Origin of the sequence: Endomicrobium proavitum, from assembly GCF_001027545.1 — a bacterium.
GTDB lineage: Bacteria > Elusimicrobiota > Endomicrobiia > Endomicrobiales > Endomicrobiaceae > Endomicrobium > Endomicrobium proavitum.
Genome location: NZ_CP009498.1, coordinates 1,263,142 through 1,288,685 on the forward strand (window position 1 = coordinate 1,263,142; position 25,544 = coordinate 1,288,685).

At 39.4% G+C, this 25,544-nt stretch carries 19 protein-coding genes and 1 CRISPR repeat array; of the genes, 6 read left to right on the plus strand and 13 right to left on the minus strand.

Annotated features, from left to right (window positions below; translation table 11 throughout):
- Positions 1-20: 20 nt before the first annotated feature.
- Positions 21-629 carry a vitamin B12 dependent-methionine synthase activation domain-containing protein gene (locus tag Epro_RS05410; protein ID WP_052570979.1) on the plus strand — a complete coding sequence of 203 codons (609 nt, stop codon included), beginning with the start codon at positions 21-23 and terminating at the stop codon, positions 627-629.
- Between the two features lie 5 nt (positions 630-634).
- Here Epro_RS05410 and Epro_RS05415 read toward each other — a convergent pair whose 3' ends face one another.
- The 8 genes from Epro_RS05415 to Epro_RS05450 all read right to left on the minus strand — a co-directional run bounded on the left by Epro_RS05415 (position 635) and on the right by Epro_RS05450 (position 11,317).
- Entirely contained in the window at positions 635-2,053 is a 1,419-nt protein-coding gene (locus Epro_RS05415) for an MFS transporter (RefSeq protein WP_052570981.1), read from the minus strand.
- 49 nt (positions 2,054-2,102) lie between these two features.
- Entirely contained in the window at positions 2,103-4,520 is a 2,418-nt protein-coding gene (locus Epro_RS05420; RefSeq protein ID WP_052570983.1) for a homocysteine S-methyltransferase family protein, read from the minus strand.
- 359 nt (positions 4,521-4,879) lie between these two features.
- Positions 4,880-6,784, minus strand: coding sequence for an NAD(+) synthase (locus Epro_RS05425; protein ID WP_202812872.1), 1,905 nt, complete (start codon positions 6,782-6,784; stop codon positions 4,880-4,882).
- Positions 6,766-7,185, minus strand: a complete 420-nt coding sequence (locus Epro_RS05430; RefSeq protein WP_144412055.1) for a hypothetical protein — start codon at positions 7,183-7,185, stop codon at positions 6,766-6,768. Before Epro_RS05430 ends, Epro_RS05425 begins: the two co-directional genes overlap by 19 nt.
- A gap of 150 nt (positions 7,186-7,335) precedes the next feature.
- On the minus strand, positions 7,336-8,289 hold the full coding sequence (bioB, locus tag Epro_RS05435; protein WP_144412056.1) for a biotin synthase BioB: 954 nt from the start codon (positions 8,287-8,289) through the stop codon (positions 7,336-7,338).
- 180 nt (positions 8,290-8,469) lie between these two features.
- Complete coding sequence (locus tag Epro_RS05440) at positions 8,470-9,756, minus strand: homoserine dehydrogenase (protein ID WP_052570989.1); 1,287 nt, start codon at positions 9,754-9,756, stop codon at positions 8,470-8,472.
- A 1-nt stretch (position 9,757) separates the two neighbouring features.
- Positions 9,758-10,960 carry an LL-diaminopimelate aminotransferase gene (locus Epro_RS05445; protein WP_052570991.1) on the minus strand — a complete coding sequence of 401 codons (1,203 nt, stop codon included), beginning with the start codon at positions 10,958-10,960 and terminating at the stop codon, positions 9,758-9,760.
- An 84-nt stretch (positions 10,961-11,044) separates the two neighbouring features.
- Entirely contained in the window at positions 11,045-11,317 is a 273-nt protein-coding gene (locus Epro_RS05450) for an HU family DNA-binding protein (RefSeq protein ID WP_052570993.1), read from the minus strand.
- Between the two features lie 306 nt (positions 11,318-11,623).
- Between Epro_RS05450 and Epro_RS05455 the strand changes: the two genes are divergently transcribed.
- From Epro_RS05455 to Epro_RS05470, 4 genes are all read left to right on the plus strand, one after another.
- Positions 11,624-12,991 carry a TrpB-like pyridoxal phosphate-dependent enzyme gene (locus Epro_RS05455; protein ID WP_052570995.1) on the plus strand — a complete coding sequence of 456 codons (1,368 nt, stop codon included), beginning with the start codon at positions 11,624-11,626 and terminating at the stop codon, positions 12,989-12,991.
- An 87-nt stretch (positions 12,992-13,078) separates the two neighbouring features.
- Positions 13,079-14,104 carry a pyruvate kinase gene (pyk, locus tag Epro_RS05460; RefSeq protein ID WP_052570997.1) on the plus strand — a complete coding sequence of 342 codons (1,026 nt, stop codon included), beginning with the start codon at positions 13,079-13,081 and terminating at the stop codon, positions 14,102-14,104.
- The gene (locus Epro_RS05465) at positions 14,104-14,652 is read left to right on the plus strand and encodes a hypothetical protein (RefSeq protein ID WP_052571000.1); all 549 of its coding nucleotides are present in this window, start codon (positions 14,104-14,106) and stop codon (positions 14,650-14,652) included. Before pyk ends, Epro_RS05465 begins: the two co-directional genes overlap by 1 nt.
- 4 nt (positions 14,653-14,656) lie before the next feature.
- A complete protein-coding gene (locus Epro_RS05470; RefSeq protein WP_052571002.1) occupies positions 14,657-15,364 on the plus strand; it encodes a ZIP family metal transporter in 708 nt (235 codons plus the stop codon).
- 633 nt (positions 15,365-15,997) lie between these two features.
- Here the strand turns inward: Epro_RS05470 and Epro_RS05475 are convergent.
- A complete protein-coding gene (locus tag Epro_RS05475) occupies positions 15,998-16,300 on the minus strand; it encodes a hypothetical protein (RefSeq protein ID WP_052571004.1) in 303 nt (100 codons plus the stop codon).
- 188 nt (positions 16,301-16,488) lie between these two features.
- Between Epro_RS05475 and Epro_RS05480 the strand changes: the two genes are divergently transcribed.
- The gene (locus Epro_RS05480; protein ID WP_082121510.1) at positions 16,489-17,949 is read left to right on the plus strand and encodes a monomeric [FeFe] hydrogenase; all 1,461 of its coding nucleotides are present in this window, start codon (positions 16,489-16,491) and stop codon (positions 17,947-17,949) included.
- A gap of 332 nt (positions 17,950-18,281) precedes the next feature.
- Here the strand turns inward: Epro_RS05480 and Epro_RS05485 are convergent, their stop codons facing one another.
- From Epro_RS05485 to cas2, 4 genes are all read right to left on the minus strand, one after another.
- The gene (locus Epro_RS05485) at positions 18,282-19,100 is read right to left on the minus strand and encodes a transposase (RefSeq protein ID WP_158408978.1); all 819 of its coding nucleotides are present in this window, start codon (positions 19,098-19,100) and stop codon (positions 18,282-18,284) included.
- A gap of 470 nt (positions 19,101-19,570) precedes the next feature.
- Positions 19,571-21,427 carry a DNA helicase RecQ gene (gene recQ, locus Epro_RS05490; protein WP_052571007.1) on the minus strand — a complete coding sequence of 619 codons (1,857 nt, stop codon included), beginning with the start codon at positions 21,425-21,427 and terminating at the stop codon, positions 19,571-19,573.
- Between the two features lie 14 nt (positions 21,428-21,441).
- The gene (locus Epro_RS05495) at positions 21,442-22,011 is read right to left on the minus strand and encodes an HD domain-containing protein (protein WP_052571009.1); all 570 of its coding nucleotides are present in this window, start codon (positions 22,009-22,011) and stop codon (positions 21,442-21,444) included.
- Positions 22,012-22,254: 243 nt separating this feature from the next.
- Positions 22,255-25,063: a CRISPR direct-repeat array (repeat unit 36 nt; unit sequence GTTCTGACGGGACTAAAAAAATGGATTTGTTATAAT).
- A gap of 144 nt (positions 25,064-25,207) precedes the next feature.
- The gene (cas2, locus tag Epro_RS05500; RefSeq protein ID WP_202812873.1) at positions 25,208-25,534 is read right to left on the minus strand and encodes a CRISPR-associated endonuclease Cas2; all 327 of its coding nucleotides are present in this window, start codon (positions 25,532-25,534) and stop codon (positions 25,208-25,210) included.
- Positions 25,535-25,544 lie beyond the last annotated feature (10 nt).

Here is a 25,544-nt window from a genome sequence, read left to right on the forward strand (position 1 = left end):
AAATATGCTAAACTATACGCATGATAAACGTTTCAACAATAAAAATACCATACGAAAAACTTCTTGCGCGCCTTGGCTACCTTAAAGCCAAAACAAAACTTGACGCCAAAACGGAAATTTTAATTAAAGAAAATTTGGCTTTGGCGCAAAAACTTATATCGCCGAAAGCCGTTATTGCGTTTAGCAAAATACATATAACGGAAGATATTATCTCTCTTAGCGGCAAATTTAAAATAACCGGCAAAGATATTGCAAAACTTTTGGACGGCTGTTTTAAAGCTTACGGCATTGCGGTAACTATAGGCAAGGCTTTAGAGCAGAAAAGAAATTTTTTTATAGAAAACAAAGAAACTTTCAACGCGCTTGTTTTAGATTCGGCAGGCTCTGTTGCGGCGGAAGAAGCCATAACCCTTGCCAACAGCCAGATAAAAGATTTTGAAACCTCCGCCGGCAACGCTTTAACAAAACGCTACTCTCCCGGATACGGCGACTGGCAACTTTCATCGCAAAAAGATTTTTTAAACTGGCTTGGCGCACAAAAAATAGGAATCTCTCTTACGCAGCACTACCTGATGACGCCGGAAAAATCAGTGTCGGCAATTATAGGCGTTAAAACTTACCTGTCGTAAATTTATTAAATATTATTATTTTCTATTGAAGCAATTTTTGTTCCGGCGGATTTAGGAATGAAAATAAAAAGCGCTGCGCCTATTACGGAAATTGCGCTTACTATTATATAGGTTAAATGAAACGCCTCCAGAAGCACGTTTTGTTTTGCGGCTACAAAACCTATGCCGCCGGTTTTGGCAAGCAAAAGCGCGGCGATTGCAACGCCCAAAGAAATTGATATTTGAAAAGACACGGAAAGCAAATTGTTTGCTCTGCTCATTAATTTATCGGGCACGTCTATAAGCGCTAAAGTATTTATTGCCGTAAACTGCAAAGAGTTTGCCATACCTATAAAAGAATACAAAACTACAATTACCCACAACGGGGTTGAAAACCCGATAAAACCCGCCGCAAGTATAAACGTGCTTAAAAATAATGTGTTGCCGATAAGAAATTTTTTGTATCCCGCTTTAAGTATTAGCGGCGCGGCAAAAGTTTTTGCAAACAAAGCCGCTATGCCCATGGGAATCATCATCATTCCCGATTTTGACGGCGTCCAGCCTAACGCGGTTTGAAAAAATAAAGGCGCTAAAAACGGAAACGCTCCGCCGACAATTCTTATAAAAATATTTCCGGCAATACCTATTGCAAAACTTGGAATTTTAAACATCGCAATATTAAAAATTGCGTTTTTACGATTGCGCGCGTAAAAATAATAAAAAGCGGCAAACGCTAAAGCAATCAGCGCGAAATTCCAATTTGAGAAATTTCCAATTATATTTTCTGAAAAACTTACCGCCGAAAGAAAAAGAATAGCGGCGTCAATAAGTAAAAAACCTTTAAAATCAAACTTTGCGGGAACGCCCAAAGAATCTATTTTAGGCATTAAATAAATTGTTGCAAAAAAACACAAAAAACCGACGGGAATATTTATTAAAAAAATCCAATGCCAGCTTGCGTATTGCACCAAAAAACCGCCAAGCGTAGGGCCTATTAACGGACCTATTAACGCCGGCAAAACCATAAAACTTAAAACGTTTGCGTATTGATCTCTGGGAGAAACTCTTAAAACCGCAAGACGCGCTACCGGCACCAAAAATGCGCCGCCAGCGCCTTGTAAAATTCTTGACAATGAAAGCGTCAGCAAACTTCCCGACATTGCGCAGCAAAACGAACCTAAAGTAAAAACGGAAATTGCAAACAAAAAAGCTTTTTTTATGCCGAACTTATCCGAAAACCAACCCGACACCGGAAGAAAAATTGCAACAGCCAGCAAGTAAGAAATTACCGAAGACTGCATCTGCAAAGGGTTTTCGCCCAAGCTGTCAGCAATAGCGGGCAGAGCTGTGTTTAAAACAGACCCGTCTAACATCTGCATAAATAACGCCGTGGCGGCAAGCCACGGCATAAGTTTAATTTTAAATTCCTGAGAATATGTTTTCATGATTTTTAAAACCGTAGAAAATTTTTTATTAAGCGCGCAACAAAGCCAGTTACTTTTTTTCTGTTTTTTTGCTTAAAGACTGCACAAAGTGAGCTGTTTCCATAGCGTCTTTTGCGTAAAAATCCGCGCCTATTTCGTCGGCGTATTTTTTTGTTACCGCGGCGCCGCCTATAACTATAGGCGTTTCTATATGCGCGGCGTTTCTTAAATTAACAGCGCGTTCCATTTCAGGCATTGTTGTTGTCATAAGCGCGGACAAGCCTATAGCAAGAGGTTTTATTTCGCGCGCTTTATCTATTATTATTTGAGAGTCAACGTTTACGCCCATATCTACAACGTCAAAACCGTAACTTTCCAAAACGGCGCAAACAATATTTTTTCCGATATCGTGCATGTCGCCTTTGACCGTGGACATTATAACTTTACCCGCCGCGTTTACCGTATCTTTTTTCAAAGTTTTTTTAATTATCGCAAAAGCGCTTTGAGCGGCTTGCGCCGATAGAATTATCTGCGGCAAAAAATATTCCTTTGCGGCAAACTTATCGCCGACTAAATTTAGCGCCGCTAAAACGTTATCGTTTACGATTTTAAACGGATTTTTATCCTCGGCTATTATTTTATGAACAATATCCGCAACAGACTCTTTATTTCCGTGAAGCACTTCGTTATAAAGCTGTTTTTCCAAAGATAAACTTTCTGTTTCTTTTGCGGCGGGCTTTTTATAAGAAGCAAACGCCTCCATATAATTTGCCGCGCCTTTATCTTTATTTTCAAGCAAACCTTTTGCATACTTATCCGAAATATTCCAATTTTCGCCCGGGTTTATAATTGCAAAATCAAGACCCGCGCTCAACGCCATTTTTAAAAATGAGGAGTTTATAGTTTGTCTTGACGGAAGCCCGAAAGATATATTTGAAACGCCCAAAACCGTTAAACACTGCGGATAAAGTTTTTTAGATTCTTTTATGGCTTTAAGAGTTTCGCCCGCCTGCTCGGGCGACGCGCTTACCGACAAAACCAAATAATCAAAAATTATATTTTTTCTTTCAACGCCTGCGGCGTCCGCGGCTTTTAAAATTTTTGCCGCTATTTTTAAACGATCTTCGGCAGTTTTAGGAATTCCGTTGTCGTCGGTAGTAAGCGCAATTACCGCCGCGCCGTAACGTTTTACAATAGGCAAAATTTGCGCAAGTCTTTCATCTTCGCCGTTGACGGAATTTATTAACGGCTTTCCGGCGCAATTTTTAACCGCCTGCGCCAGCGCGTTAATATTGCTTGAATCTATGCACAACGGCGTTGAAACAATTTCTTGTATTTGCTCCACTGCGTCGGTTAAAAGTTTAACTTCGTCGGCTTGAGGCACGCCCATATTTACGTCAAGCAAATGCGCTCCTGCCGTTTCCTGCGCGCGCGCTTCGTCTTTTACCGCGGCAAAATTTTCTTTCAACAAATCTTCCTGAAACTTTTTTCTGCCCGTAGGGTTTATTCTTTCGCCTATAATTACGGGGCGTTTAATTTCATTTATATCCAACGCTTTTGTTCTTGCGGAAAAGAAAAATTTATTTACGCTTTGGCGCAAACGCGGACTTTTATTTTTGAGTTCCCCCGCAAGCGTTTTTATAAATTCGGGGCGCGTTCCGCAGCAGCCGCCAAACATATTGACGCCGTCGGCGTAAGCGCGTAAGCTTGCTTCTATAAACTGTTCTTTTTTTTCGGGGAAAATTGTTTCGTGATTTATCAAAACCGGAACGCCGGCGTTAGGTTTGAAAGAAATAGGCAGATTTGTATTTTTGGTTAACTTTTTTGCAAGCGCCGCCAAATCTTTAGAACCTATGGAACAATTAAGCCCAAGCGCGTCAACGCCCAAACTTTCAGCCATGGCGACAAAACTTTGCAAGTCTGTTCCGGTAACGGTTGTGCCGTCTTTAGAAAAAGTCATCTGCGAAATTATTGCGCCTTTAAAGTTGTCGCGCACGGCAAGAATTGCGGCTTTAAGCTCTTTAATTTCCGTCATTGTTTCTATAACTACAATGTCCGCTCCGTGACGCGCAAGAAGTTTTGCCTGAAACGCAAACGCTTCGTAAACTTCGTCAAAAGAAAGCCTGCCTAAAGGCTGGGCGTATTCTCCTATTGAAGAAATATCGCCGGCGGCAATAATTTCTTTGCCGCCCGCGGCTTTGCGAATTAAATCTATTCCGTTTTTAATTATTTCGTCGGCGCTGTCTAAAAGCCCGTGATGCTTTAAGCGCACGGGATTTGCCCCGAAAGTATTTGCCAAAATTATGTCGGAACCCGCTTCAATATAAGAAGAATAAACGTCTGAAATTCTGCCCGGATATTTAATATTGAGCTCTTCGGGAATTACAACGTCGTCAAGGTATTTTTTTCTCTGAAGCTCCGTTCCCGTAGCCCCGTCCATTATCAAAACCCGCGATTTTAGAATATCTAAAAATTTCTCTCTGTTCATTTAAAGTTGCCTTTATGTTTTAATTAAAAATTTAAATTTGCCGATATTACGATATATACCTGCCAACACCTTGGGCGCTGCGCCCCAACCCCCGCCTCACTTTTTGCAGACGATCAAAAAGTAAGCAAAAACTCTGCCGCCGGCAAGCATTCGTTACAAGTTTTTATCGCAATTGCCGAACTCGCACGATAACGACTTTAAGGTTTGTGCTCAAACATGCGGCAATTTTTAGTGCGATAAAAACTTTCCACTCATAAGACGCTTGAGGGCGGCAACGTCTAACGGCTTAACGACAAACACACGCAGAACGCCATTCCGGCAAAAGCCGGAATCTATTCTTATTTATTACTTTTTACCTTTTACCTGCCGTTAAGCCATTCTTCTGCCGAGGCTTCGCTGGGCATTCGCCAGTCTCCTCTGGGAGAAAGGGCAATAGTTCCTACTTTCACTCCGTCGGGAACGCAGTTGCGTTTAAACTGATTTGCAAAAAAACGTTTTATAAAAACGTTAAGCCATTTTTTTATTTCATCTTTTTTGTATTTGCCGGCAAACGCCTGCGCGGCTTCAAATAAAATTTTATCCGGCGTTTGTCCGAAGCGAACGGTATAATATAAAAAGAAATCGTGAAGTTCGTAAGGGCCTATAAGCTTTTCGGTTTTTTGCGAAATTTTGCCGTTTTTATGCGGTAAAAGTTCCGGACTTATTTCCGTGTTTAAAATATCGTTAAGCGCGTTTTTGTAAAAAGCAACTTTGCCGCTTTCGTAAGCCACAAGATATTTTACAAGAGTTTTCGGCACGCCGCAATTAACGCCATACATTGACATGTGGTCGCCGTTATACGTATTCCACCCGAGCGCAATTTCAGACAAGTCGCCGGTGCCTACAACCAAACCTTTTTCGGCGTTGGCAATGTCCATTAAAATTTGCGTGCGTTCGCGCGCCTGCGCGTTTTCATAAGCAATATCTTTTGAGCCTTTATGATTTATATCCGCAAGATGATTTTCAACGGATTTTAAAATAGGAATTTTGCGGATTTTAATGCCGCAAGCACGCCCGAGTTTTTCAACATTTGCAAGAGTTTTTGCGCTTGTGCCGGGCCCGGGCATAGTTACGGCAATAATATTTTCTTTGTCTCGGTTTAAAATTTTATAACTTCTTAAAATTACAAGCAGCGCAAGGCAAGAATCTAACCCGCCGGACACGCCTATAACCGCGTCGGAATTTGTAAGTTTTAGTCTTTGGGCAAGCGCGCGCGACTGTATTTGCAATATAAGTTCCGCGCGTGAAGAAATTATTTTATTGTCTTTAGGAACAAACGGGGTTTGAGAAAATTGTCTTACCGGTTTAGCGGTTTTTTTTTTATTAAATTTAAATTCTACGTTTATATAATTTGAACTTTCATTTTCAAAAACATTAAGTTTGCGGCGTTCAAAAGCAAGTTTTTCAACGTCTATTTCGCTGACGGTTAAACCGCTTTCAAAAAGTTCGCTGTCTGCCAATATTTCGCCGTTTTCGGCAATAATGCGATGCCCTGAAAAAATTATATCGCTGACGGATTCGCCTTCTCCGGCGGAAGCGTAAACGTATCCGGCGGAAAGTCTTCCGCTTTGCGCTTTTATTAAAGTTTTTCTGTAGTCGCTTTTTCCCACGAGTTCGTTTGAAGCGGAAAGGTTTACAATAATTGTCGCTCCCGCCTGCGCGTGGCGTATTGACGGCGGCGACGCTATAAACATATCTTCGCAAATTTCCGCGGACACTTTAACGTTGTCGCTACCCGCCGCGCTAAATATAATGTTTGCGCTAAAAGGCACTTTTGCGCCGCAAATATTAATTGTATCGTTAATATTTTTTCCGCAAGAAAAATGGCGCAGCTCGTAAAATTCCGAGTAAGAAGGCAGCGCAGTTTTTGGCACAACGCCTAAAACTTTTCCGCTTTGTATTGCTACGGCTGCGGAATAAAGTTTGCTTTTATGCCACAAAGGCGCGCCCACAAAAATTAACGCCTTGCTTTTTTTGGAGGCGGCGACTATTTTTTCTAACGCTTTTTCGCTTGCGTTTTTAAGAACGTCAGACAAAAACAAATCTCCGCAGGTGTAACCCGTAACGCAAAGTTCAGGGAAAACCAAAAGTTCGGCGCCAAGGGCGCTGCTCTTTTTTATAAATGCCGAAATCTCCGCGGCGTTTGCCGAGGGATTGGCTATGGTTATTTTGGGCGTTGCCGCCGCTGCTTTTACAAATCCGTATTTCATATTTCTTTTATCCACAAAACGGCGTTGCCTGCGTTATCGTAATAGTAAGTTCTGCCGTTAACATTTTTTATATCGTTTTTACTGTCGGCGCAAAAATATTCCTGAAAGAAAACTTCAAACTCTTCAATTGTATTTTTCGGCATAAGCGACGCTATAAAATAATAATCCGCGCCGGAAGATTTTGACACTTTCATATCTTGCAGCTTCGCGCCTAAATCGTTGGTTATAACAACCCTATAGCCGTCCGTTTCATTTACGGCTATCGCGCGAAAGCGCAAATCGTTACGATATAAACCGTAAAAAATAGTTCTGCCGGAATTGTCCGGCAAACCGCTTTGCGTTGTTGCGAAGTTTGTTGCGCAGCCCGCAAAAAATAATATTGCAAAAATAGCGGTTAAAATAAAGTTTCTTATCATTTCCATAATTCTACAAAATTATTTGACAGTTGCGTAGTGTTAACGATAGAGTTTAAAGTGGAATAAGGAAGTAAGACAAAGCGGTAATCGCGAAGTATTTTTAGATTAACAAGGCGCGCAACGACGCCCAAACTCAAAAGATAAAGCGATTTACCTGTGAGGGTCTATTTCTAAATCCAAATCCTTTATCATCTGCTTGTCTGCAGCCGCATCTCTGCCCCATGTTGTAAGGTATCCGCCGCTCATTGTGCCGCTGGCTCCGGCAAAAAAAATCATTGATTGTAAATCTCTTAAATTTATTTCTCTGCCGCCGCAAATCATAATGTCGGGAGTTTGTAAAACCATTCTAAACACGGCGATAGTTTTTAAAATTTCTGTCGGCGAAATGGGTTTTGCGCCTTCAAAAGCAGTGCCTTTAACGGGCATTAAAAAATTCATAGGCACGCTGTTGACGCCAAGTTCTTTTAAAGTGAAAGCAAGTTCAACTCTGTCTTTTAACTTTTCGCCAATGCCGAAAAGTCCGCCGGAGCAAATTTCATAACCGAGAGCCTTCGCTCTTATTATAGTGTCTTTCCTTTGCGCGTATGTGTGGGTTGTGCAAATATTTTTAAAATAACTTTCGGAAGTTTCAAGATTGTGATGCAGTTTTTTTAAACCTGCCGCTTTTAATTTTTTCAAAGATACGTCCGAAAGATGCCCTATTGACGCGCCGAAATGGTCGGATTTCTTATGTTTTTTAAGAACTTCGCAAAGCCTGTCTATTTCCTCGTCGGTCAAATTGTTTCCGCTTGAAACAATTCCAAAACACCCCGCGTTTTCCAACGCTTTGTTTGAAACTTCCTCTATTTTTTCATTTGAAACAAGCGGGTAAACATTAACGGCGGTTTTATGATGAACCGACTGCGCGCAAAACTTGCAATCCTCGCTGCACTGTCCGGATTTAGCATTTATTATCGAACAAATTTTTACTTTATTGCCTTTAAATTTTTTACGTATTTTTGTAGCCGCAAAAAATAAATCTTCAATATCAAAATCAAAAAGACTTAAAGCTTCCTCTTGAGAAATTTGTTTTCCGGCAACAGTATCCAAAATTAATTTTTCCACAAAAACCTCGCTTTTTTCGTTAATTTCACTTTCAACTTTCAACTTTTCACTTTGTCGTTATTGATATTTTACAATATACAAAACAAAGGGTCAACCATATGCAAAATATACGTGGTTGACCAAATAAAAACCTCCGGCGCGGTTTTACAATGCGCCGAAGGTTTGAGTTTACGTTTTATATTAAAGTTCTATTTTAATTTTTACGGTTTTTGTTTTTACTATAGATTTTGAAGCGTCTATTTGTTTAAGCGCTTTTTCTAAATTTTCTCTTTTTGTTTCGTGGGTAATAATTATTATCTGCACGCTGTCGGAACCGGAAACGTCCGGCTGGGCAAGCGAGGCTATGGAAACTTTATTGTTTCCGAGAATTCCTGAAATTTTTGAAAGCACGCCGGGCTTATCTACCACATTAAGCCTTAAATAATACGGAGCTTTGCTTTTTCCCGACGGCAAAATTTTAATTTTTGTTTTTTTATCGTAAACAACGTCCGGCACAATTCCCGCCGTGTTTGTAACTATAAATTCGGACATGTTTATAATGTCCGAAACAACCGCGCTTGCCGCAGGACCCTGCCCCGCGCCTTTACCGTAAAATAAAACGTCGCCGGAATCTTTTCCGGTAATCATAACGGCGTTATACTCGTTTTCAACGGTGGCAAAAGCGTGGTCGTGCTTTACAAGACAAGGCTGCACGGACAAATCTATGCCGTCTTTTGTTTTGTTTGCGGAACCGATAAGTTTTATATCGTAACCGAACTCCTGCGTAATTAAAACGTCCTGAATATCTAAATCCGCAATGCCTTTAACGGCGATATCTTTAACTTTTATCCAGCCGCCCCACGCAAGAGAAGCAAGTATTGCAAGTTTGTTTGCGGTATCTATTCCGTCAACGTCAAAACTCGGGTTAGCTTCGGCAAAACCGGCTTGCTGCGCGCTTTTTAAAGCTTCTCCGTAAGAAACGCCGCGTTTTGTCATTTCGCTTAAAATAAAATTTGTGGTGCCGTTAAGAATGCCTTTTATTTCTAAAATTTCTTCGGACGCCAAACCTTCGCTTAAGCCCTGCACAACGGGAATTACTCCGCCGACGGACGCTTCGTAATAAATAGACTGCTGGCAATTTTGCGCCGTGGTAAAAATTTCGTCCCAGTATTTTGCCAAAACGGCTTTGTTTGCGGTAACTACGTTTTTGCCGGCTTTAAGCGCTTCCAAAATTATTGTCCGCGCGGGTTCGTATCCGCCGATAAGTTCAACTATTAAATCTATTTCAGGGTCGTTAATTATATCGCGAAAATTTTTAACGTATAAATCTTTTCTGTCTATGGGTTTTAAATCGCATATCGCTTTAACTTTTATAGGCACGCCCGCCTTGCGAAGCGCAATTTTTTTGTTAGCTTCCAAAATTCTAACAACGCCTTTCCCGACGGTACCATAACCTATAAGCCCTACGTTTATTTGTTGTTTGGACATATTATTTGCATTCCTTTGCGTTCTTTGTAAACTTGTTTATTCTTAACAGCGCGTCGTGGAAGCGGCTGTCATGGGTTACTAAAGACATTCTTGCGTAGCCTTCGCCGTGTTTGCCGAAACCCGCTCCGGGGGAAATTACCACGCCGGTTTCTTTAAGTAAATCTTCGGCAACTTTTAGCGAACCCTGTTTTTTTAGACAGTCCGGAAGACCCGCCCACACGTACATTGTGGCTTTTGTTTCTTTAACGCGCCAGCCTATTTTTGACAAACCCGCGACCATTTTTTTCATTCTTCTTTCGTAAACTGCGGCAAGCTCTCTAACGCAGTCTTGCGGACCGTTAAGCGCGGCAACAGCGGCAAGCTGCATAAACGTGGGCGAACCGTAATCTAAAAAAGATTTAAATTTTTCAAGCGGATACAAAAGTTTTTTTGCGCCGCAAACCCAGCCTAAGCGCCAGCCCGCCATATTGAAAGTTTTTGAAAAAGAGTGAAATTCCAAAGCAACGTCTTTTGCTCCCGCAAATTCAAAAATTGACGGCGCGCAGTAGTCGCCGAAAGTAAGCTCCGAATAAGCGTTGTCCGAAACTAAAAGAATATTATATTTTTTGCAAAACTTTATGGCTTCTTTCCAAAAATTGTTATCGTCAACAACGGCCGCCGTCGGGTTGTTCGGATAATTTAAAAACATTATTTTTGCTTTTTGCGCGGTTTTTTCCGGAATTTTCGTAAAGTCCGGCAAAAAATTATTTTTTTCAAGCAACGGCATAGAATATATTTTTGCGCCCGCCAAAGCCACGCCGTTAAAATGCACGGGGTAAGCAGGGTCGCAAACTAAAACGTAATCGCCGGGGTTTAAATATGCAAAGCACAAATGCGCTATGCCTTCTTTAGAGCCTATTAAAGATAAAATTTCGTTGGCGGGGTCAAGCTCAACGCCGAAACGCCTTGCCATCCATTCCGAAACTGCGCGGCGAAATTTCGGCATGCCTTTTGCCTGCGGGTATCTGTGCGTGTTTTTGTGATGTTTTACCGTGTCGCAAAGTCTGTCAACAATATGCGTCGGCGTGGGTAAATCGGGATTTCCCATGCCCAAATCTATAACGTCAAGATTTTTGGCGTAGGCTTCCGCTTTCAAAATATTAATTTTTGTAAACAGGTATGGCGGCAGCTTGTTGAGTTTTTTTGAAGGTTCTATTTCTATCATATAAGATGTTTGGAAGTTTGGAGGTTTTGAAGTTTAGCAACTGCAACTACGCTTCAAAACTTCCAAACTTCTATCCCTCTATAATTATTGGATTATTTTTCTTAATGTTGTAGTAGGTTTAAAAGAAACTTTTTTTCCCGGCGGCACAGGAATAACCTCTCCGGTTTTTGGGTTTCTGCCCTGTCTTGCTTTTCGCGCTTTAGCTCGGAAAGAGCCAAGGCCCGATAAAGAAACCACTTCGCCGCTTTTTAAGCTGTCTTGAATAACTTTTACCAAAGCTTTAATAGCTCTGTTAGAATCTCCCTGCGTTAAACCTGAAACATCCGCTACTCGTTTTACCACATCCGGTTTTTTCATCTATTCCTCCGCGGACGGCTTTTATGCCGCCAACTTCGATACAGCGTAAATTTTCATAAATTCATTTATTTTATAATAAAATTTGATAAAAATGTCAATATTTTTGTAAAAACAATAATGGTTTTATTTTACAATCATTTTTTTAATTTTGCGCTTTTTGCGTTTTCCGCGCCAAAATTTGACTTTTACTATTAATATTGTATATAATACCGATAATTTTTAATTTCGGGACGTTTCACTCTCCCGCGGTTCAATGGCGGCAACGGCATTCCATTGAAAAACCATTGAAAATTTAAGGAGAACATAATGGCTGTAAAATCCAAAAAAATATTTTTAGACGAAAAAGATATTCCGCGCCAGTGGTATAATATTCAGGCGGATTTGCCCGAACCGCTTGACCCTCCATACAACGTTCAGGCGGGCAGACCGGCAACGGCCGAAGATTTTTCCGCTATTTTCCCGCCGGAAATAATTAAGCAGGAATTAAGCGCCGAAAGATTTATAGATATTCCCGACGAAGTTATAGACGCATACAAAATTTGGAGACCTTCTCCGCTGGTACGCGCGACAAATCTTGAAAAATTTTTAGATACGCCGGCAAAAATTTATTTTAAAAACGAAGGCGTAAGCCCGTCGGGCAGCCATAAATCCAACTCCGCAATAGCGCAGGCTTACTACAATAAAAAAGCAGGCGTTAAAAGACTTGCCACCGAAACGGGCGCCGGTCAGTGGGGGTCGGCTCTTTCAATGGCATGCCAAATGTTCGGGCTGGAATGCGTAGTTTATATGGTGAAAGTTTCTTATGAGCAAAAACCGTATAGAAAATCTTTAATGCAGGTTTACGGCGCGCAGGTTTTTGCAAGCCCGTCTAATCAAACCGAAGTAGGCAGAAAAGTTTTAGCGGAAAACCCCAACAGCGAAGGTTCTTTGGGCATTGCAATCAGCGAAGCTATTGAAGACGTTGTAACGCACAAAGATGCAAAATATTCTTTGGGAAGCGTTTTAAACCACGTGGCAATGCACCAAACGGTTATTGGACTTGAAGCAAAAAAACAGCTTGAAATTGCCGGCGATTATCCCGACATTGTTATAGCATGCCTTGGCGGCGGTTCTAATTTTTCGGGCACGGCATTTCCTTTCTTATACGACAAACTTTCCGGAAAAGTAAAAAATCTTAAAGCAATAGCGGTGGAGCCGTCGGCATGCCCGAAACTTTCTAAAGGCGTTTTAGCTTACGACTACGGCGACAGTTCCGGTTTTACGCCCGCGTTAAAAATGTACACTTTAGGGCACACGTTTATGCCCGGAGGAATTCACGCCGGAGGGTTAAGATATCACGGCGCGTCTCCGCTTGTATCTGCTCTTGTTAAACATAATTTGGTTGACCCCGTAACGGTTCGCCAGAAAGAAGTTTTTGAAGCCGCGGTAACTTTCGCAAGAACCGAAGGAATTTTGCCGGCTCCGGAATCTGCCCATGCAATACGCGTGGCGATAACCGAAGCTCTTAAAGCAAAAGAAGAAGGAAAATCTAAAACTATATTGTTTAACTTGTCCGGACACGGACATTTTGATTTGTCCGCTTACGATAACTACCTTTCCGGCAAAATGCAGGATTACGATTATCCGTCGGAATTAGTTTGCGAGTCGCTGAAACATTTACCGAAAACAAAATAATACAAGCGGCTAAGAAGTTTGGAAGTTAGGCAACAGATTTTAATCCTCTAAACTTCCAACTTCTTAGCTTCTAAACAGGAGTTTACAGTGTCTAAAACAGGAATTATTTGCACATTAGGGCCGGCAACGCGTTCATTACCGCTGCTTAAAAAATTGGCGGATTCCGGAATGACCGTGGTAAGACTTAATTTTTCCCACGGAACTTACGAAGAGTACGAAAAAGATTTCGCAATGATAAAAGCTCTTAACAAAAAATACAGAAAGAACGTAAAAATTCTTGCGGATCTTGAAGGTCACAGAATAAGAGTAGGCGAACTTGCAAACAACGGGAAAGTAGATCTTAAAAAAGGTCAAAAACTTATTTTAACAAACAAAGATATTATCGGCGACGATAAAAAAATAAACATAGACTATTCAGGGTCTTTAACGGACATAAAAAAGGGAATGGAAGTTTTTATTGACGACGGAAACTTAAGACTTACCGTTCTGTCTTCCAAAGCTTCCGAAATTATTGCGGAAGTTCACATGGATTATACGCTTAAAAAACATAAAGGCGTAAACATTCCCGCGGCAAAACTTAAATTTCCGCTTATTGAAGAAAAAGATTATCAGGACATGCTTTTTGCGTTAAAACACAACGTAGATTTTGTTGCAAACTCTTTTGTTAGAAACGCGCAGGACATGAAACCTCTTATAGACGTTTTGCGTTCTTTAAAAAACACTCATTGCAAACTTGTGGCAAAAATTGAAGACCGCGACGGAATAAACAATCTTCCGTCAATTCTTGACGTTTGCGACGGCATAATGGTTGCCCGCGGCGACATGGGAATTTCCATTCCGCTTTACACCGTGCCGGTTGTTCAAAAATATATAATTAAAAAATGCAAAGTCCGCAAAAAATTTGTTATAACCGCAACGCAAATGCTTGAAAGCATGGTTGAAAACCCCATACCCACAAGAGCCGAAGTTTCCGACGTTGCAAACGCAATTATTGACGGAAGCGACTATGTTATGCTTTCTGCGGAAACCGCCGTAGGCGCCTTTCCCGCAAACGCCGTTAAAATTATGGGCGACATTATTAAATTTACGGAAAAAAACAGCTACAGACTTTAATGAATAAAAAATATTTATTGCCTGCCGTTTTGGTTTTGAGTTTAGTTTTAACGCTCACCGCCGCGGCAGGCTCTTATTTTGCGCGCAGCTTTTCTCTTTTTGCAAGCGCGTCAATAATTTTTACCGCCGGGCTTTATGCGTTTATGAAATTTGCCGCGCATTTTAAAACCGGCGACAGAGAATTTGCAAAAGCTTTGGCGCGGTTAGTAATTTTTATTGTTCCCGCGCTGTTTTTTATTTCTGTTCTTATAGCGGTAAAATCTGCCGCAAGTTTTTCAAAACCTTTTGGCGCCGATGCAGGTTTAACTTATTTATTTTCGGGCATATCTTGCGCAGGACTGTTAATTTGTTTTAAAATATCAGTTAACAATTATAAAAACACGGCTTTAACTTTTTTAGCTGCAGCGTTCTGCATGGCGCTTGTTATTTTGCAGATCGCATTGCAAAGTTTTGAGTTTTATTTAAGTTTATTTTTTGCGGTTGTTGCCGCAGCGGGCTGCGTAATGCTTGCGGCAAAATCTTTAAAACGGATAAAGGCGGGAAACTAACATTATGGAAATTATTTATTCTTTAATTGCCGCATCGTCGGCTCTTTTAGGAACTGCTATTGTTTTAAAATTTCATAAGTGGGCGGAAAAAAATTCAATACTTCTTATAAACTTTGCGGCAGGCGTAATGCTTGCAATAGCTTTTGCGCATTTAATGCCGGAAGGGCTTGCCGCAAATCCTAAAGGTTTGCTTTTTGTTTTAGGCGGGTTTTTAGCGATGTTTTTTTTACAGTTTGTGGTTTTATTTCACCCGTGCCACGACGGCGAATGTCACAAACATATGGGGACGACTTCGGTTATAGGTTTGTCGCTGCATTCTTTAATAGACGGTTTAATTATTGCCGTTGGTTTTGAAGCAAACTCGGGGCTTGGAATACTTACAACTCTTGCCGTGTTGCTGCACAAACTTCCCGACGGCATAACAATATCCGCAATTCTTTTGCATACGGGAGTCAAAAAAAATAAAATTTTTCGGTTTTCGCTTGCTACGGCTTTATTTACGCCGGTAGGCACAATTATAGGAATGTTTTTATTTACAAATCTAACGCAAGATTTTCTCGGCGCGCTGCTTTCGGTTACGGCGGGTTCGTTTATTTTTCTTGCGGCTTCGGACTTAATTCCCGAAACGCACAAAATTACAAACCGCATTGCGCCTCTGACAATTTTTTTAGGCGCAGCAGTGGTGTTTTTGCTGGAGTATTTTGTAGGGTAGGTTAACGGCAAGTTGTTAAAGTAGAAAGTAGGAAGGAGTAAGGAGCAGGTGTTGTCAATTCCCCTGATAAAGATGATAAGAGAGTAGGATGGTAGGAAGATAAGTAACGGCAAGTAATAAAGAATAAGTAAAAAGTAACAAACAGCGGAGTCGTTAATTCCCCTTTTATAAAGGGGTGCCCGATAGGGCGGGGTATTTTTCTTTGACGTTAATTCGCAATTAAAATAAACTATCGGGGAATTTTTAGTGTGATAAAAATACTCCACTCATAAACCGCTTGAGGGCGGCAAAGACTAATGACAAAGACAACAACTTGGTTAACGGCATACCCCTCACCCTACCCTCTCCCGCAAGGGGCGAGGAAGAAAAGACAGTTCATAATATTTTACTCCTTACTCCTTGCTCCTTGCTCCTTGCTCCTTGCTCCTTGCTCCTTGCTCCTTGCTCCTTACTCCTTCTTACTTATTACTTGTTACCTATTATTTATTACTTGCCGTTACTTACCTTCCTACCATCCTACCCTCTTATCATCTATATCAATAGTTTGAAATATTTTTCAAAATGCGAAAAGAGTCCGGCGGTAGCTGCGCCGGACTCTTTTTTTATTGTTGGATTGTTAGCGCGAATTTTATTTTAGTTGATAACTGCGGCGGCAATTAATGCTACAAGCCCCACGCCTACAAGAGCTGCGGATGTGTCGCTTAACGGTTTAGGGTTTGCGTGTTTTTTTACCGCAACTGCTTTTTTCGGCTGATGGCGGACTTCTTTTACGATTATAATTTTATCGTGTCTGTGATTGTCATACCTCTGCGAGTAAACGTTGTGATTGCGGGTATCTTTGTAATTTGCCATGTATCCCGAACGGTTTGCCGCAAACGCGCTTGCGCTGAAAGTTAAGCTTAACACAACCGCCAACATCATTGTTATTTTCTTCATTTTGCGCCTCCTCAAATTTATCTGCTTGATAAATTAACGAAAGCGCTTTTTATTTTATTGCAACAATATTTTATTAAACTCCCGCCGGAAGTTTATTTTTCATTACTTAAAGTTTGCACGCAAGCTACTTTTTACAGCGTATTTTCAAGTTAGATTATGTAACATTTATATGCTAAAATATTTGCATTATGAACTTAAATAAAAATTATTCCGAACATTTTAAAACCGAAGTTTTAGAAGAAATAGCCCGCGCGTTTTACGCCGGAACTCTTGAAAAAGACGCTAACCGCATACCGTTTAATATTATTCCAAAAGGGCAGGAAGCAACTTTCAGATGCTGCGAATATAAAGAGCGCGCAATTTTGCGTCTTCGCGCTTTGGCGGCGTTTGGTTATTCCGTAAACGAAATTGACGAAGCGCTTCCTCTTACGGATTACGTTGCGCAAAACAACCCGAATTTTGACCACTCCAGCAACAAGCTTCTTACAATTTTGCGTTCTGCGTGCAAATCTTGCGTAAAAAGCAGATATATGGTTTCTGAAATTTGCCAAGGGTGTTTGTCGCGCCAATGCGTTAGAAGCTGTCCTTTTACTTCCGTGTCCGTAAACAATCACCGCGCGCAAATAAATCAGGATACCTGCAAAAATTGCGGCAAATGCAAAGACGCGTGTCCTTACGGCGCAATTTTGAAAATTACCGTTCCGTGCGAAGAATCTTGTCCGGTATCCGCAATAAAAAAAGCCGACAAAGGCGCCGATAAAGATACCGCGGTTATTGACCACTCGCTGTGCATAAGCTGCGGCAAGTGCGTAAAAGCCTGCCCGTTTGGCGCGGTTATTGAAAGAACGCAATTTTTAAGCGTGTTAAAATTAACTAAAAGCAACAAAAAACTTATTGCCCTGATGGCGCCTTCAATAGCCGGACAGTTCGGCGTAAGCATGGGCAAATTAAAAACCGCAATAAAAGAGCTGGGGTTTTCTGAAGTTATAGAAGTTGCGCTTGGCGCGGATGTTACCGCCGAAAACGAAGCCGCGGAATTTAACGAACGCGTTTTGCAAAAAGGCGAACGTTTTATGACAACGTCGTGCTGCCACGCTTATGTGCGTTTAGTTCAAAAACATATTCCGGAACTTGTGCCTTTTGTTTCGCACACTGCTACCCCAATGCATTACGCGGCAGAAATTGCGCGCAAAAAAAATCCGCATGCGGCGACGGTTTTTATTTCGCCGTGTTTGTCAAAACGCAAGGAAGCGCAAAAGGATAATTTGGTAGATTTTGTTTTAAGCTTTGAAGAGCTTGAAGCCATGATGAAAGGTAAAAATATAAATCTTAAAGATTGCATAAACGAACAGTTTAAACTTGCCATAACAAAAGAAGCGCTTACGTTCGGCACTTTCGGCGGAGTGTTAAACGCGGTTAAAAGATATTTAAGCGCAGCCGCGCGGCAAAAAGTTAGAGAAGAACATGTGGCGGGTTTTGATAAAAAAACAATTTTAAAACTTAAATCTTACGCGAAAGGTCACGCTAAGGCAAACCTTATAGAAGTTATGTGCTGCCTCGGCGGATGCGTTGGCGGATGTAACACCGTTAACAATATTTTAAACGCCACAAACGCAATTAACGATTACGCGCAAAAATACGGGAAGTGAAATATTTTCTTTTAAAAATATGGATACAAAATAAATGAACCGGCAATCTTCCGAAATTACAAGCAACTATAAGCTTCAAAATATTTTGTCATCTATGTTTTAAAACTTTTTTGGGTTTTTTAGCAACTTTTTTTATATATTATGCCACAAATACCCTGCTGCTACGCAGACTCCGAGGCGCTAACCCTGTATTACAACCTTATTTATAGGGCAGGCTTGTTTTAGGATTAACATCTTACTTACAAGCGCCAGATTGTTTGTTTTAATTACAAATTAAGAATCAACAGCAACAACAAATACCCCGCCCTATCGGGCACCCCTTTTTATAAGGGTTAATGTTCAAAAAGTGTGGTTTTTTTGGGGTTTTTAAAGAAAAAAAACCATTTAACAAAAGCGATTTTATGTTTTTTAGTAAGCCCATTATGACGGCGTATATTTTCTTTTAATGTCTTAAATAGATTTTCTAAATAATTCGTATTGCTTGCTATTTGACGATCTTTTAAAAAATAGAAAATATCTTTTAACGAGTCTTTTAAAAAAGTATTTGCTTTGTTTATTTCTTTGTATTCATAGCTTTCATTTGGCAAAGATTTTATAAAAGGTTCATATTTCAAACGCCAGTTTGTGTAAGCATTTTCAAATTCTTCTTTATTCTTTTGGCTTTTAATTCTTGAGCAGGCAATGGCAATGCTTTTTAAGTCTTGCGCCGCTTTTGTCTTAGAGTTTTTATGCAAAAACCTGATTGTTTGGAAACTGGCATGGATCAAACATCTTTGCATTATGGCATTAGCCCAAACATCTTGAAAGACTTTCAATATTGTTTGATTCGCGTCGGAAATTAAAACTTTTGGTCTTAATCCAAATGCTTTTAATCTGTCAAAATAGTTTCTTGCTTGCTGATAGTTTTCGCTTCTAACAAATTCGCAGAAAAATATCTTTTTTGTTTTGTTATCAGCCAAAACCAAAAAGCAATTGCCTCTGTGAAAATATGTTGCATCATAAAGAACATGTGTGATTTTTGACAGCTCTTTTTCATCACAAAGATTAGGCTCTTTTGAAAGCCAGTATTTAAGTGTCCTTCTAATTGTAGATTGCGAATGCTCTGACAATTTTGATAATTGTTTTACAGTGTAGCCTTGTGTAATCCACAATTTAAACCAAACTTTCTGTTTCTTGAGTTTGTTGCTACGGTTCTTCCAAATAAATGTTCTTAAGCATTTAAGACACTTAAATCTTGTTTTGTTTTGCTTTGTTTTTCCATGAATTCTTACGGCATTGCTTTTACAATACTTACAGCGTTTTTAACACGTTTATTAAACCCTTTTGATAATCATTGTATCAATATTTCTTTTTGTCGTCGTAATCTGGTTAGAAAAATACCTCTTTTAACCACACTTTTTGAACATTAACCCTTTATAAAAGGGGAATAACAGCATCCTGTCAGCCATGTCGTTGTCTTTACCTTTTACTTATTCTTTATTACTTGCCGTTACTTATCTTCCTACCATCCTACCCTCTTATCATCTTTGTCAGGGGAATTAACAACACTTGCTCCTTACTCCTTCCTACTTTCTACTTTAACAACTTGCCGTTACTTACCTTCTTATCCTCTTCCTTGTTTTCACCTGCCGTTTAAAAACTCAATAATTGTTTTTACAAAAATGTCGCCGTATTTTTCAAGTTTTTGGGAGCCTACGCCCGATATTTGTGAAAACTCTTCTTTAGTTTTTGGAAGTTTACCGCACATATCTATTAAAGCCGTGTTTGGAAAAATTATATACGCCGGCACATTTTGTTGCGCGGCTATTGTTTGTCTTAACCGTTTTAACGCTTCAAACAACTCTTTGTTTATTACAATATTTTTATCGGGTTTATCTTTATATTTAGATACTATATCAGCCGCTTCAACTTTTTGAGCTGTTGATACTTTCATTTCTACTTTAATTTTATCTTTTAAAATTTCCGCTGCGCGGGCGCCTAATTTTAAAACGGGAAATTCCGTATTTGTTGTGGCTAAAAATTTATTTATTGTAAGAAAATTAATTACGTCTTTTAGTTTTTCTTTGCTTTCAGCGCAAATGCCGTAAGTAGAAAGTTTATTAAACCCAAAACTTATAATTTTTTCGGCTTTACTGCCTCTTAATACGTCCATAACAAAATTTTTGCCGAAATTTCCCTGCATTCGGACAACGCACGACAATATTTTTTGCGATAAAATTGTTATATCTTCCATTTTAGATTCCGCGTTGCAGTTGCCGCAATTTGCGCATTCGTTCCAAGATGGAATTTCGCCGAAATATTTTAGAATATAATGGCGAAGGCATTCGTTTGTGTTGCAGTATTGATCCATTTCTTTTAAGCGTTCGCGTTCCAGCGATTTTAAATATAATTCGTCTTCCGGCGTTTCGTATTCTCTGCCGTCGCTGTTATTTATTAAAAAAAGATTTGTCATTATGTCTTGACCGCTGTATAAAACAATGCAGTCTGCGGGCGAGCCGTCGCGGCCTGCTCTGCCGGCTTCCTGATAGTAACTTTCTATATCTTTTGGCATGTTGTAATGGATAACAAACGAAACATTGGATTTATCTATTCCCATGCCGAACGCATTTGTGGCAACTATTATGTTTACGCGGTCAAAAATAAAATCGTCCTGATTTGCGTGGCGCTGTTTTGTGGTAAGCCCCGCGTGATAACTTGCCGCGTTAAAACCCGCGGCTTTTAATTTTTCGGTAAGGTCGTCAACCGTTTTTCTTGTTAAACAATAAATTATTCCGGACTTATCTTTTTTATCTTTTAATATTTCTATTAACTCGTTAAATTTTTTTACGGGATGACGAACGTCAAATTTTAAATTTGCCCTGTCAAAACTTGCAACGGAAATTTGCGGCGCGTTTAATTCTAAAATATCAACAATATCTTTTCTAACGCGCGGGGTGGCTGTGGCGGTAAACGCAGAAACTATAGGGCGCGGATTAATTCCGCTGACAAAACCCGCTATTTTTGTGTAACTTGGACGAAAATCCTGACCCCACTGAGACACGCAGTGAGCTTCGTCTATTGTTACCATAGAAATTTTAATTTTTCTTGTAAAATTTAAAAACCCGTCGTAATCTAACCGCTCGGGAGCAATATAAATAAGTTTATATTCGCCGGCAAGCGCGTTATCAAGAATTTTTTTGGTTTGGGCTGGCGTGAGGGAACTGTTGATATATGCGGATTTTATACCGTTTTGCGTAAGCGACGCGGTTTGATCTTTCATAAGAGAAATAAGCGGAGAAATTACAATTGTTATGCCGTCAAACAAAACGGCCGGCACCTGAAAACAAACGGATTTGCCCGCGCCGGTAGGCATAATGCCCAGCGCATCGCGGCCGGCAAGCGTTGCGTCAATAAGTTCTTCCTGCACGCTGCGAAAAGATTGATGCCCGAAATATTCTTTAAGAACTTGTAATTTTTGTTCTGCGAAATTCGTTGTCAAAATAAAAAATCCTTTTACACGCCCAAGGCTGCAGACTGGCTGCGCATTGCTAAAATTGTTTTTTCTATAATTTCATTTAAATCCATGTTGAGCATTTTTGCGCCGTTAGAAATTACATCTCTGCTGCAGTTGGCGGCAAACGCGGGATTTTTAAATTTTTTCATAACGGATTTAACTTCTAAATCAGACACGCTTTTTGACGGGCGCACCATGGCGCAGGCAAAAATAAGTCCGGTAAGTTCATCTATTGCGTATAAAACTTTTTCCATTTGCGAAATTGGTTCTACATTATTTGTAAGATTATATCCGTGGCTTAATACCGCGTGAATTATTTCGTCGGTAAGCTGCGGAAAATTTGCTTTTTCCGTTTCAAGAATTTCTTTAGCTTTTATACAATGCTCGTTTGGGTAAAGTTCAAAATCAATATCGTGTAAATACCCGACGCTTTTGTAAAACTCAGGATTTATTTCGCCGAATTCTTTCGCAAAATATTCCATTACCACCGCAACCGTTAAACTATGCCGCAAAAGCGTTTCGCCTTTAACATACTTATTAAGTAAATCCTGCGCATCTGAAAATTTCATAAACTTTTTCTCCGGAATTGTTGATGTATAGTGTATTATAGCTAAAACAAAAGAGAGGGGCAATTTGTTCCCCTCTCTTTTGCAATAACAAATCGTTCTTTATATATTGTGTAAATTTTAGCGGCATATTAGCATGCGTTAGTATGCTTTGTCAAGATACTAAATTAAACAAACACGATATAAAAAACTCCATCCATTCTTTACACTGATTTAACTTTTTAGAATTTGCTAATATGTATTAAAATTCTGACGGGACTAAAAAAATGGATTTGTTATAATATCGGCGCTCTGAACCCATTTAACATCCGGGTTCTGACGGGACTAAAAAAATGGATTTGTTATAATAAAGCAAAACTACAAAGAATAAAAGCAAAAGTTCTGACGGGACTAAAAAAATGGATTTGTTATAATAATTAAGGTGCATTTATTTAACGCTCAATTGTTCTGACGGGACTAAAAAAATGGATTTGTTATAATTGGGAAAGGGAAAAATTTAACACTGCCGCAGTTCTGACGGGACTAAAAAAATGGATTTGTTATAATGACGCAGCGGAATACGTTTGCACAGCGCGTGTTCTGACGGGACTAAAAAAATGGATTTGTTATAATAAATATGAACTCAATAAACAGCTTCCTACAGTTCTGGCGGGACTAAAAAAATGGATTTGTTATAATCCAGCGCATTTGCAATTTCCGGATGATTCAGTTCTGACGGGACTAAAAAAATGGATTTGTTATAATTACAACCCAAAATTAGCGCACTTAGGCGAAGTTCTGACGGGACTAAAAAAATGGATTTGTTATAATACTTTTAAGGGATTATGTAATTAGCGAGGAGTTCTGACGGGACTAAAAAAATGGATTTGTTATAATCCGATACAGGAAGCATCGCAAACTACGGCGGTTCTGACGGGACTAAAAAAATGGATTTGTTATAATCGTATCAGGTTAAAAGTTCAATGCTTCGTAGTTCTGACGGGACTAAAAAAATGGATTTGTTATAATTTTAAGAGCTACTAATAAAATGATAGGGGGGTTCTGACGGGACTAAAAAAATGGATTTGTTATAATTCAATTAATAAATTAGGCGTTGCCGCGCATGTTCTGACGGGACTAAAAAAATGGATTTGTTATAATGGTTGGCGATGGGAAGATTATCTCAAAGTGGTTCTGACGGGACTAAAAAAATGGATTTGTTATAATCCCTGTTACACTGTAATCAGCAATGCCTTCGTTCTGACGGGACTAAAAAAATGGATTTGTTATAATAAATCTTTTATCACGTCAATACCTTTATTAGTTCTGACGGGACTAAAAAAATGGATTTGTTATAATAAGGTGAGAGAGCAATATCACCCTGAATATGTTCTGACGGGACTAAAAAAATGGATTTGTTATAATACATATTGTAGCACAATGTATTTGTCTTGTGTTCTGACGGGACTAAAAAAATGGATTTGTTATAATCCAACCAAACACCAAACACCGCCGCAAAAAGTTCTGACGGGACTAAAAAAATGGATTTGTTATAATAAAGAATTGGGATTGGACAAAGCTGAATATGTTCTGACGGGACTAAAAAAATGGATTTGTTATAATAAACAGATGGGCGAAATTGTGAACTTACTTGTTCTGACGGGACTAAAAAAATGGATTTGTTATAATACAAAAGAAGCGGTTAAAGCAGGCATACTAGTTCTGACGGGACTAAAAAAATGGATTTGTTATAATCGACAATGAATATATATCTGTAGATAATGCGGTTCTGACGGGACTAAAAAAATGGATTTGTTATAATGCCCAATTCAATGATTACGTTGAGGTTGAGGTTCTGACGGGACTAAAAAAATGGATTTGTTATAATACATATTGTAGCACAATGTATTTTTTTTGTGTTCTGACGGGACTAAAAAAATGGATTTGTTATAATCCATATTGTAGCACAATGTATTTTTCTTGTGTTCTGACGGGACTAAAAAAATGGATTTGTTATAATAAATCGGCAAATATATTTTTGAAGAGGTGGGTTCTGACGGGACTAAAAAAATGGATTTGTTATAATAAAGAATTGGGATTGGACAAATCTGAATATGTTCTGACGGGACTAAAAAAATGGATTTGTTATAATTGAAATTTTGGCGGATACGCTCTACATTAAGTTCTGACGGGACTAAAAAAATGGATTTGTTATAATAAAGAAGTTGTATTTATATCTTCCGCCTGCGTTCTGACGGGACTAAAAAAATGGATTTGTTATAATATTGTGCTATAATATGTCTACAGCAGATAGGTTCTGACGGGACTAAAAAAATGGATTTGTTATAATCGCCAAGTGTTTTGTCCGTTGGTTGAAATAGTTCTGACGGGACTAAAAAAATGGATTTGTTATAATAGCTGAAACAAACATGCTTGGAAGAGGTGTGTTCTGACGGGACTAAAAAAATGGATTTGTTATAATATTTGGCGATTGTAGGTTACGCGCCAAGCAGTTCTGACGGGACTAAAAAAATGGATTTGTTATAATCACGATAAAGCCCGCTGTAATTCATCATATGTTCTGACGGGACTAAAAAAATGGATTTGTTATAATGTGCGCTTGGGCGAGCCGCGACGACGAGAAGTTCTGACGGGACTAAAAAAATGGATTTGTTATAATACGGCGCATTGAGGCGGCTGTTGCCGAATAGTTCTGACGGGACTAAAAAAATGGATTTGTTATAATTTGCCACGAAAAAGAACTGGAAGAGCGTAGGTTCTGACGGGACTAAAAAAATGGATTTGTTATAATCAGACAAACCCGTTGTAGCGCCCAACGGAGGTTCTGACGGGACTAAAAAAATGGATTTGTTATAATTTAACTCAATACGTATAACAAATTGCCTATGTTCTGACGGGACTAAAAAAATGGATTTGTTATAATACCATATTGTAACACAATGTATTTTTTTGTGTTCTGACGGGACTAAAAAAATGGATTTGTTATAATAATATTATTGACAACCCTGCAGCCTACTCGGTTCTGACGGGACTAAAAAAATGGATTTGTTATAATAGGATTCACTCTTAAAGTTTGTAATTTTTTTGGTTTTTATGTATACTTTTGGAAGTCCATTTTTTTAGTCCCGCCTCAACTAAAATTAAAACTGTCTTGCCTCTACTTAAAGGTACGCAAGACAGCTTTTAATTTATCAAACTATTACCAGAACTGCAGTTGGTCGCTTATTTTATCTTCAAATTCAAGCTGCCGGAGTCCTTTGTCTTTATTTTTTGTTATAGTAATACATTCTTCCCATTGGATATCGGTAATAAAATAACATTGAACATTGCCTGTGGTAGGAGCGATTTTTTTTATGTCGTTTAAAAACCCTTTCTTCTTGTCTAATGTTACCGCACATCTCGCATAAACAGAATACTGCAACATTAGATAACCCAAATCTAAAAGTCCGTTTCTAAACTTGGTTGCCTGATGTCTTTCTGCCTTTGTATCTGTAGGCAAATCAAATAAAACAATAAGCCAGCCCATGCGATACCTG

Coding starts and splice junctions, on each gene's coding strand:
- Epro_RS05430 (WP_144412055.1), bottom strand. CDS start 7,185: ATGATAAGAAACTTTATTTTAACCGCTATTTTTGCAATATTATTTTTT.
- Epro_RS05445 (WP_052570991.1), bottom strand. CDS start 10,960: ATGATAGAAATAGAACCTTCAAAAAAACTCAACAAGCTGCCGCCATAC.
- Epro_RS05420 (WP_052570983.1), bottom strand. CDS start 4,520: ATGAACAGAGAGAAATTTTTAGATATTCTAAAATCGCGGGTTTTGATA.
- Epro_RS05415 (WP_052570981.1), bottom strand. CDS start 2,053: ATGAAAACATATTCTCAGGAATTTAAAATTAAACTTATGCCGTGGCTT.
- Epro_RS05410 (WP_052570979.1), top strand. CDS start 21: ATGATAAACGTTTCAACAATAAAAATACCATACGAAAAACTTCTTGCG.
- Epro_RS05470 (WP_052571002.1), top strand. CDS start 14,657: ATGGAAATTATTTATTCTTTAATTGCCGCATCGTCGGCTCTTTTAGGA.
- Epro_RS05465 (WP_052571000.1), top strand. CDS start 14,104: ATGAATAAAAAATATTTATTGCCTGCCGTTTTGGTTTTGAGTTTAGTT.
- Epro_RS05455 (WP_052570995.1), top strand. CDS start 11,624: ATGGCTGTAAAATCCAAAAAAATATTTTTAGACGAAAAAGATATTCCG.
- Epro_RS05480 (WP_082121510.1), top strand. CDS start 16,489: ATGAACTTAAATAAAAATTATTCCGAACATTTTAAAACCGAAGTTTTA.
- Epro_RS05450 (WP_052570993.1), bottom strand. CDS start 11,317: ATGAAAAAACCGGATGTGGTAAAACGAGTAGCGGATGTTTCAGGTTTA.
- Epro_RS05495 (WP_052571009.1), bottom strand. CDS start 22,011: ATGAAATTTTCAGATGCGCAGGATTTACTTAATAAGTATGTTAAAGGC.
- Epro_RS05440 (WP_052570989.1), bottom strand. CDS start 9,756: ATGTCCAAACAACAAATAAACGTAGGGCTTATAGGTTATGGTACCGTC.
- Epro_RS05475 (WP_052571004.1), bottom strand. CDS start 16,300: ATGAAGAAAATAACAATGATGTTGGCGGTTGTGTTAAGCTTAACTTTC.
- cas2 (WP_202812873.1), bottom strand. CDS start 25,534: ATGGGCTGGCTTATTGTTTTATTTGATTTGCCTACAGATACAAAGGCA.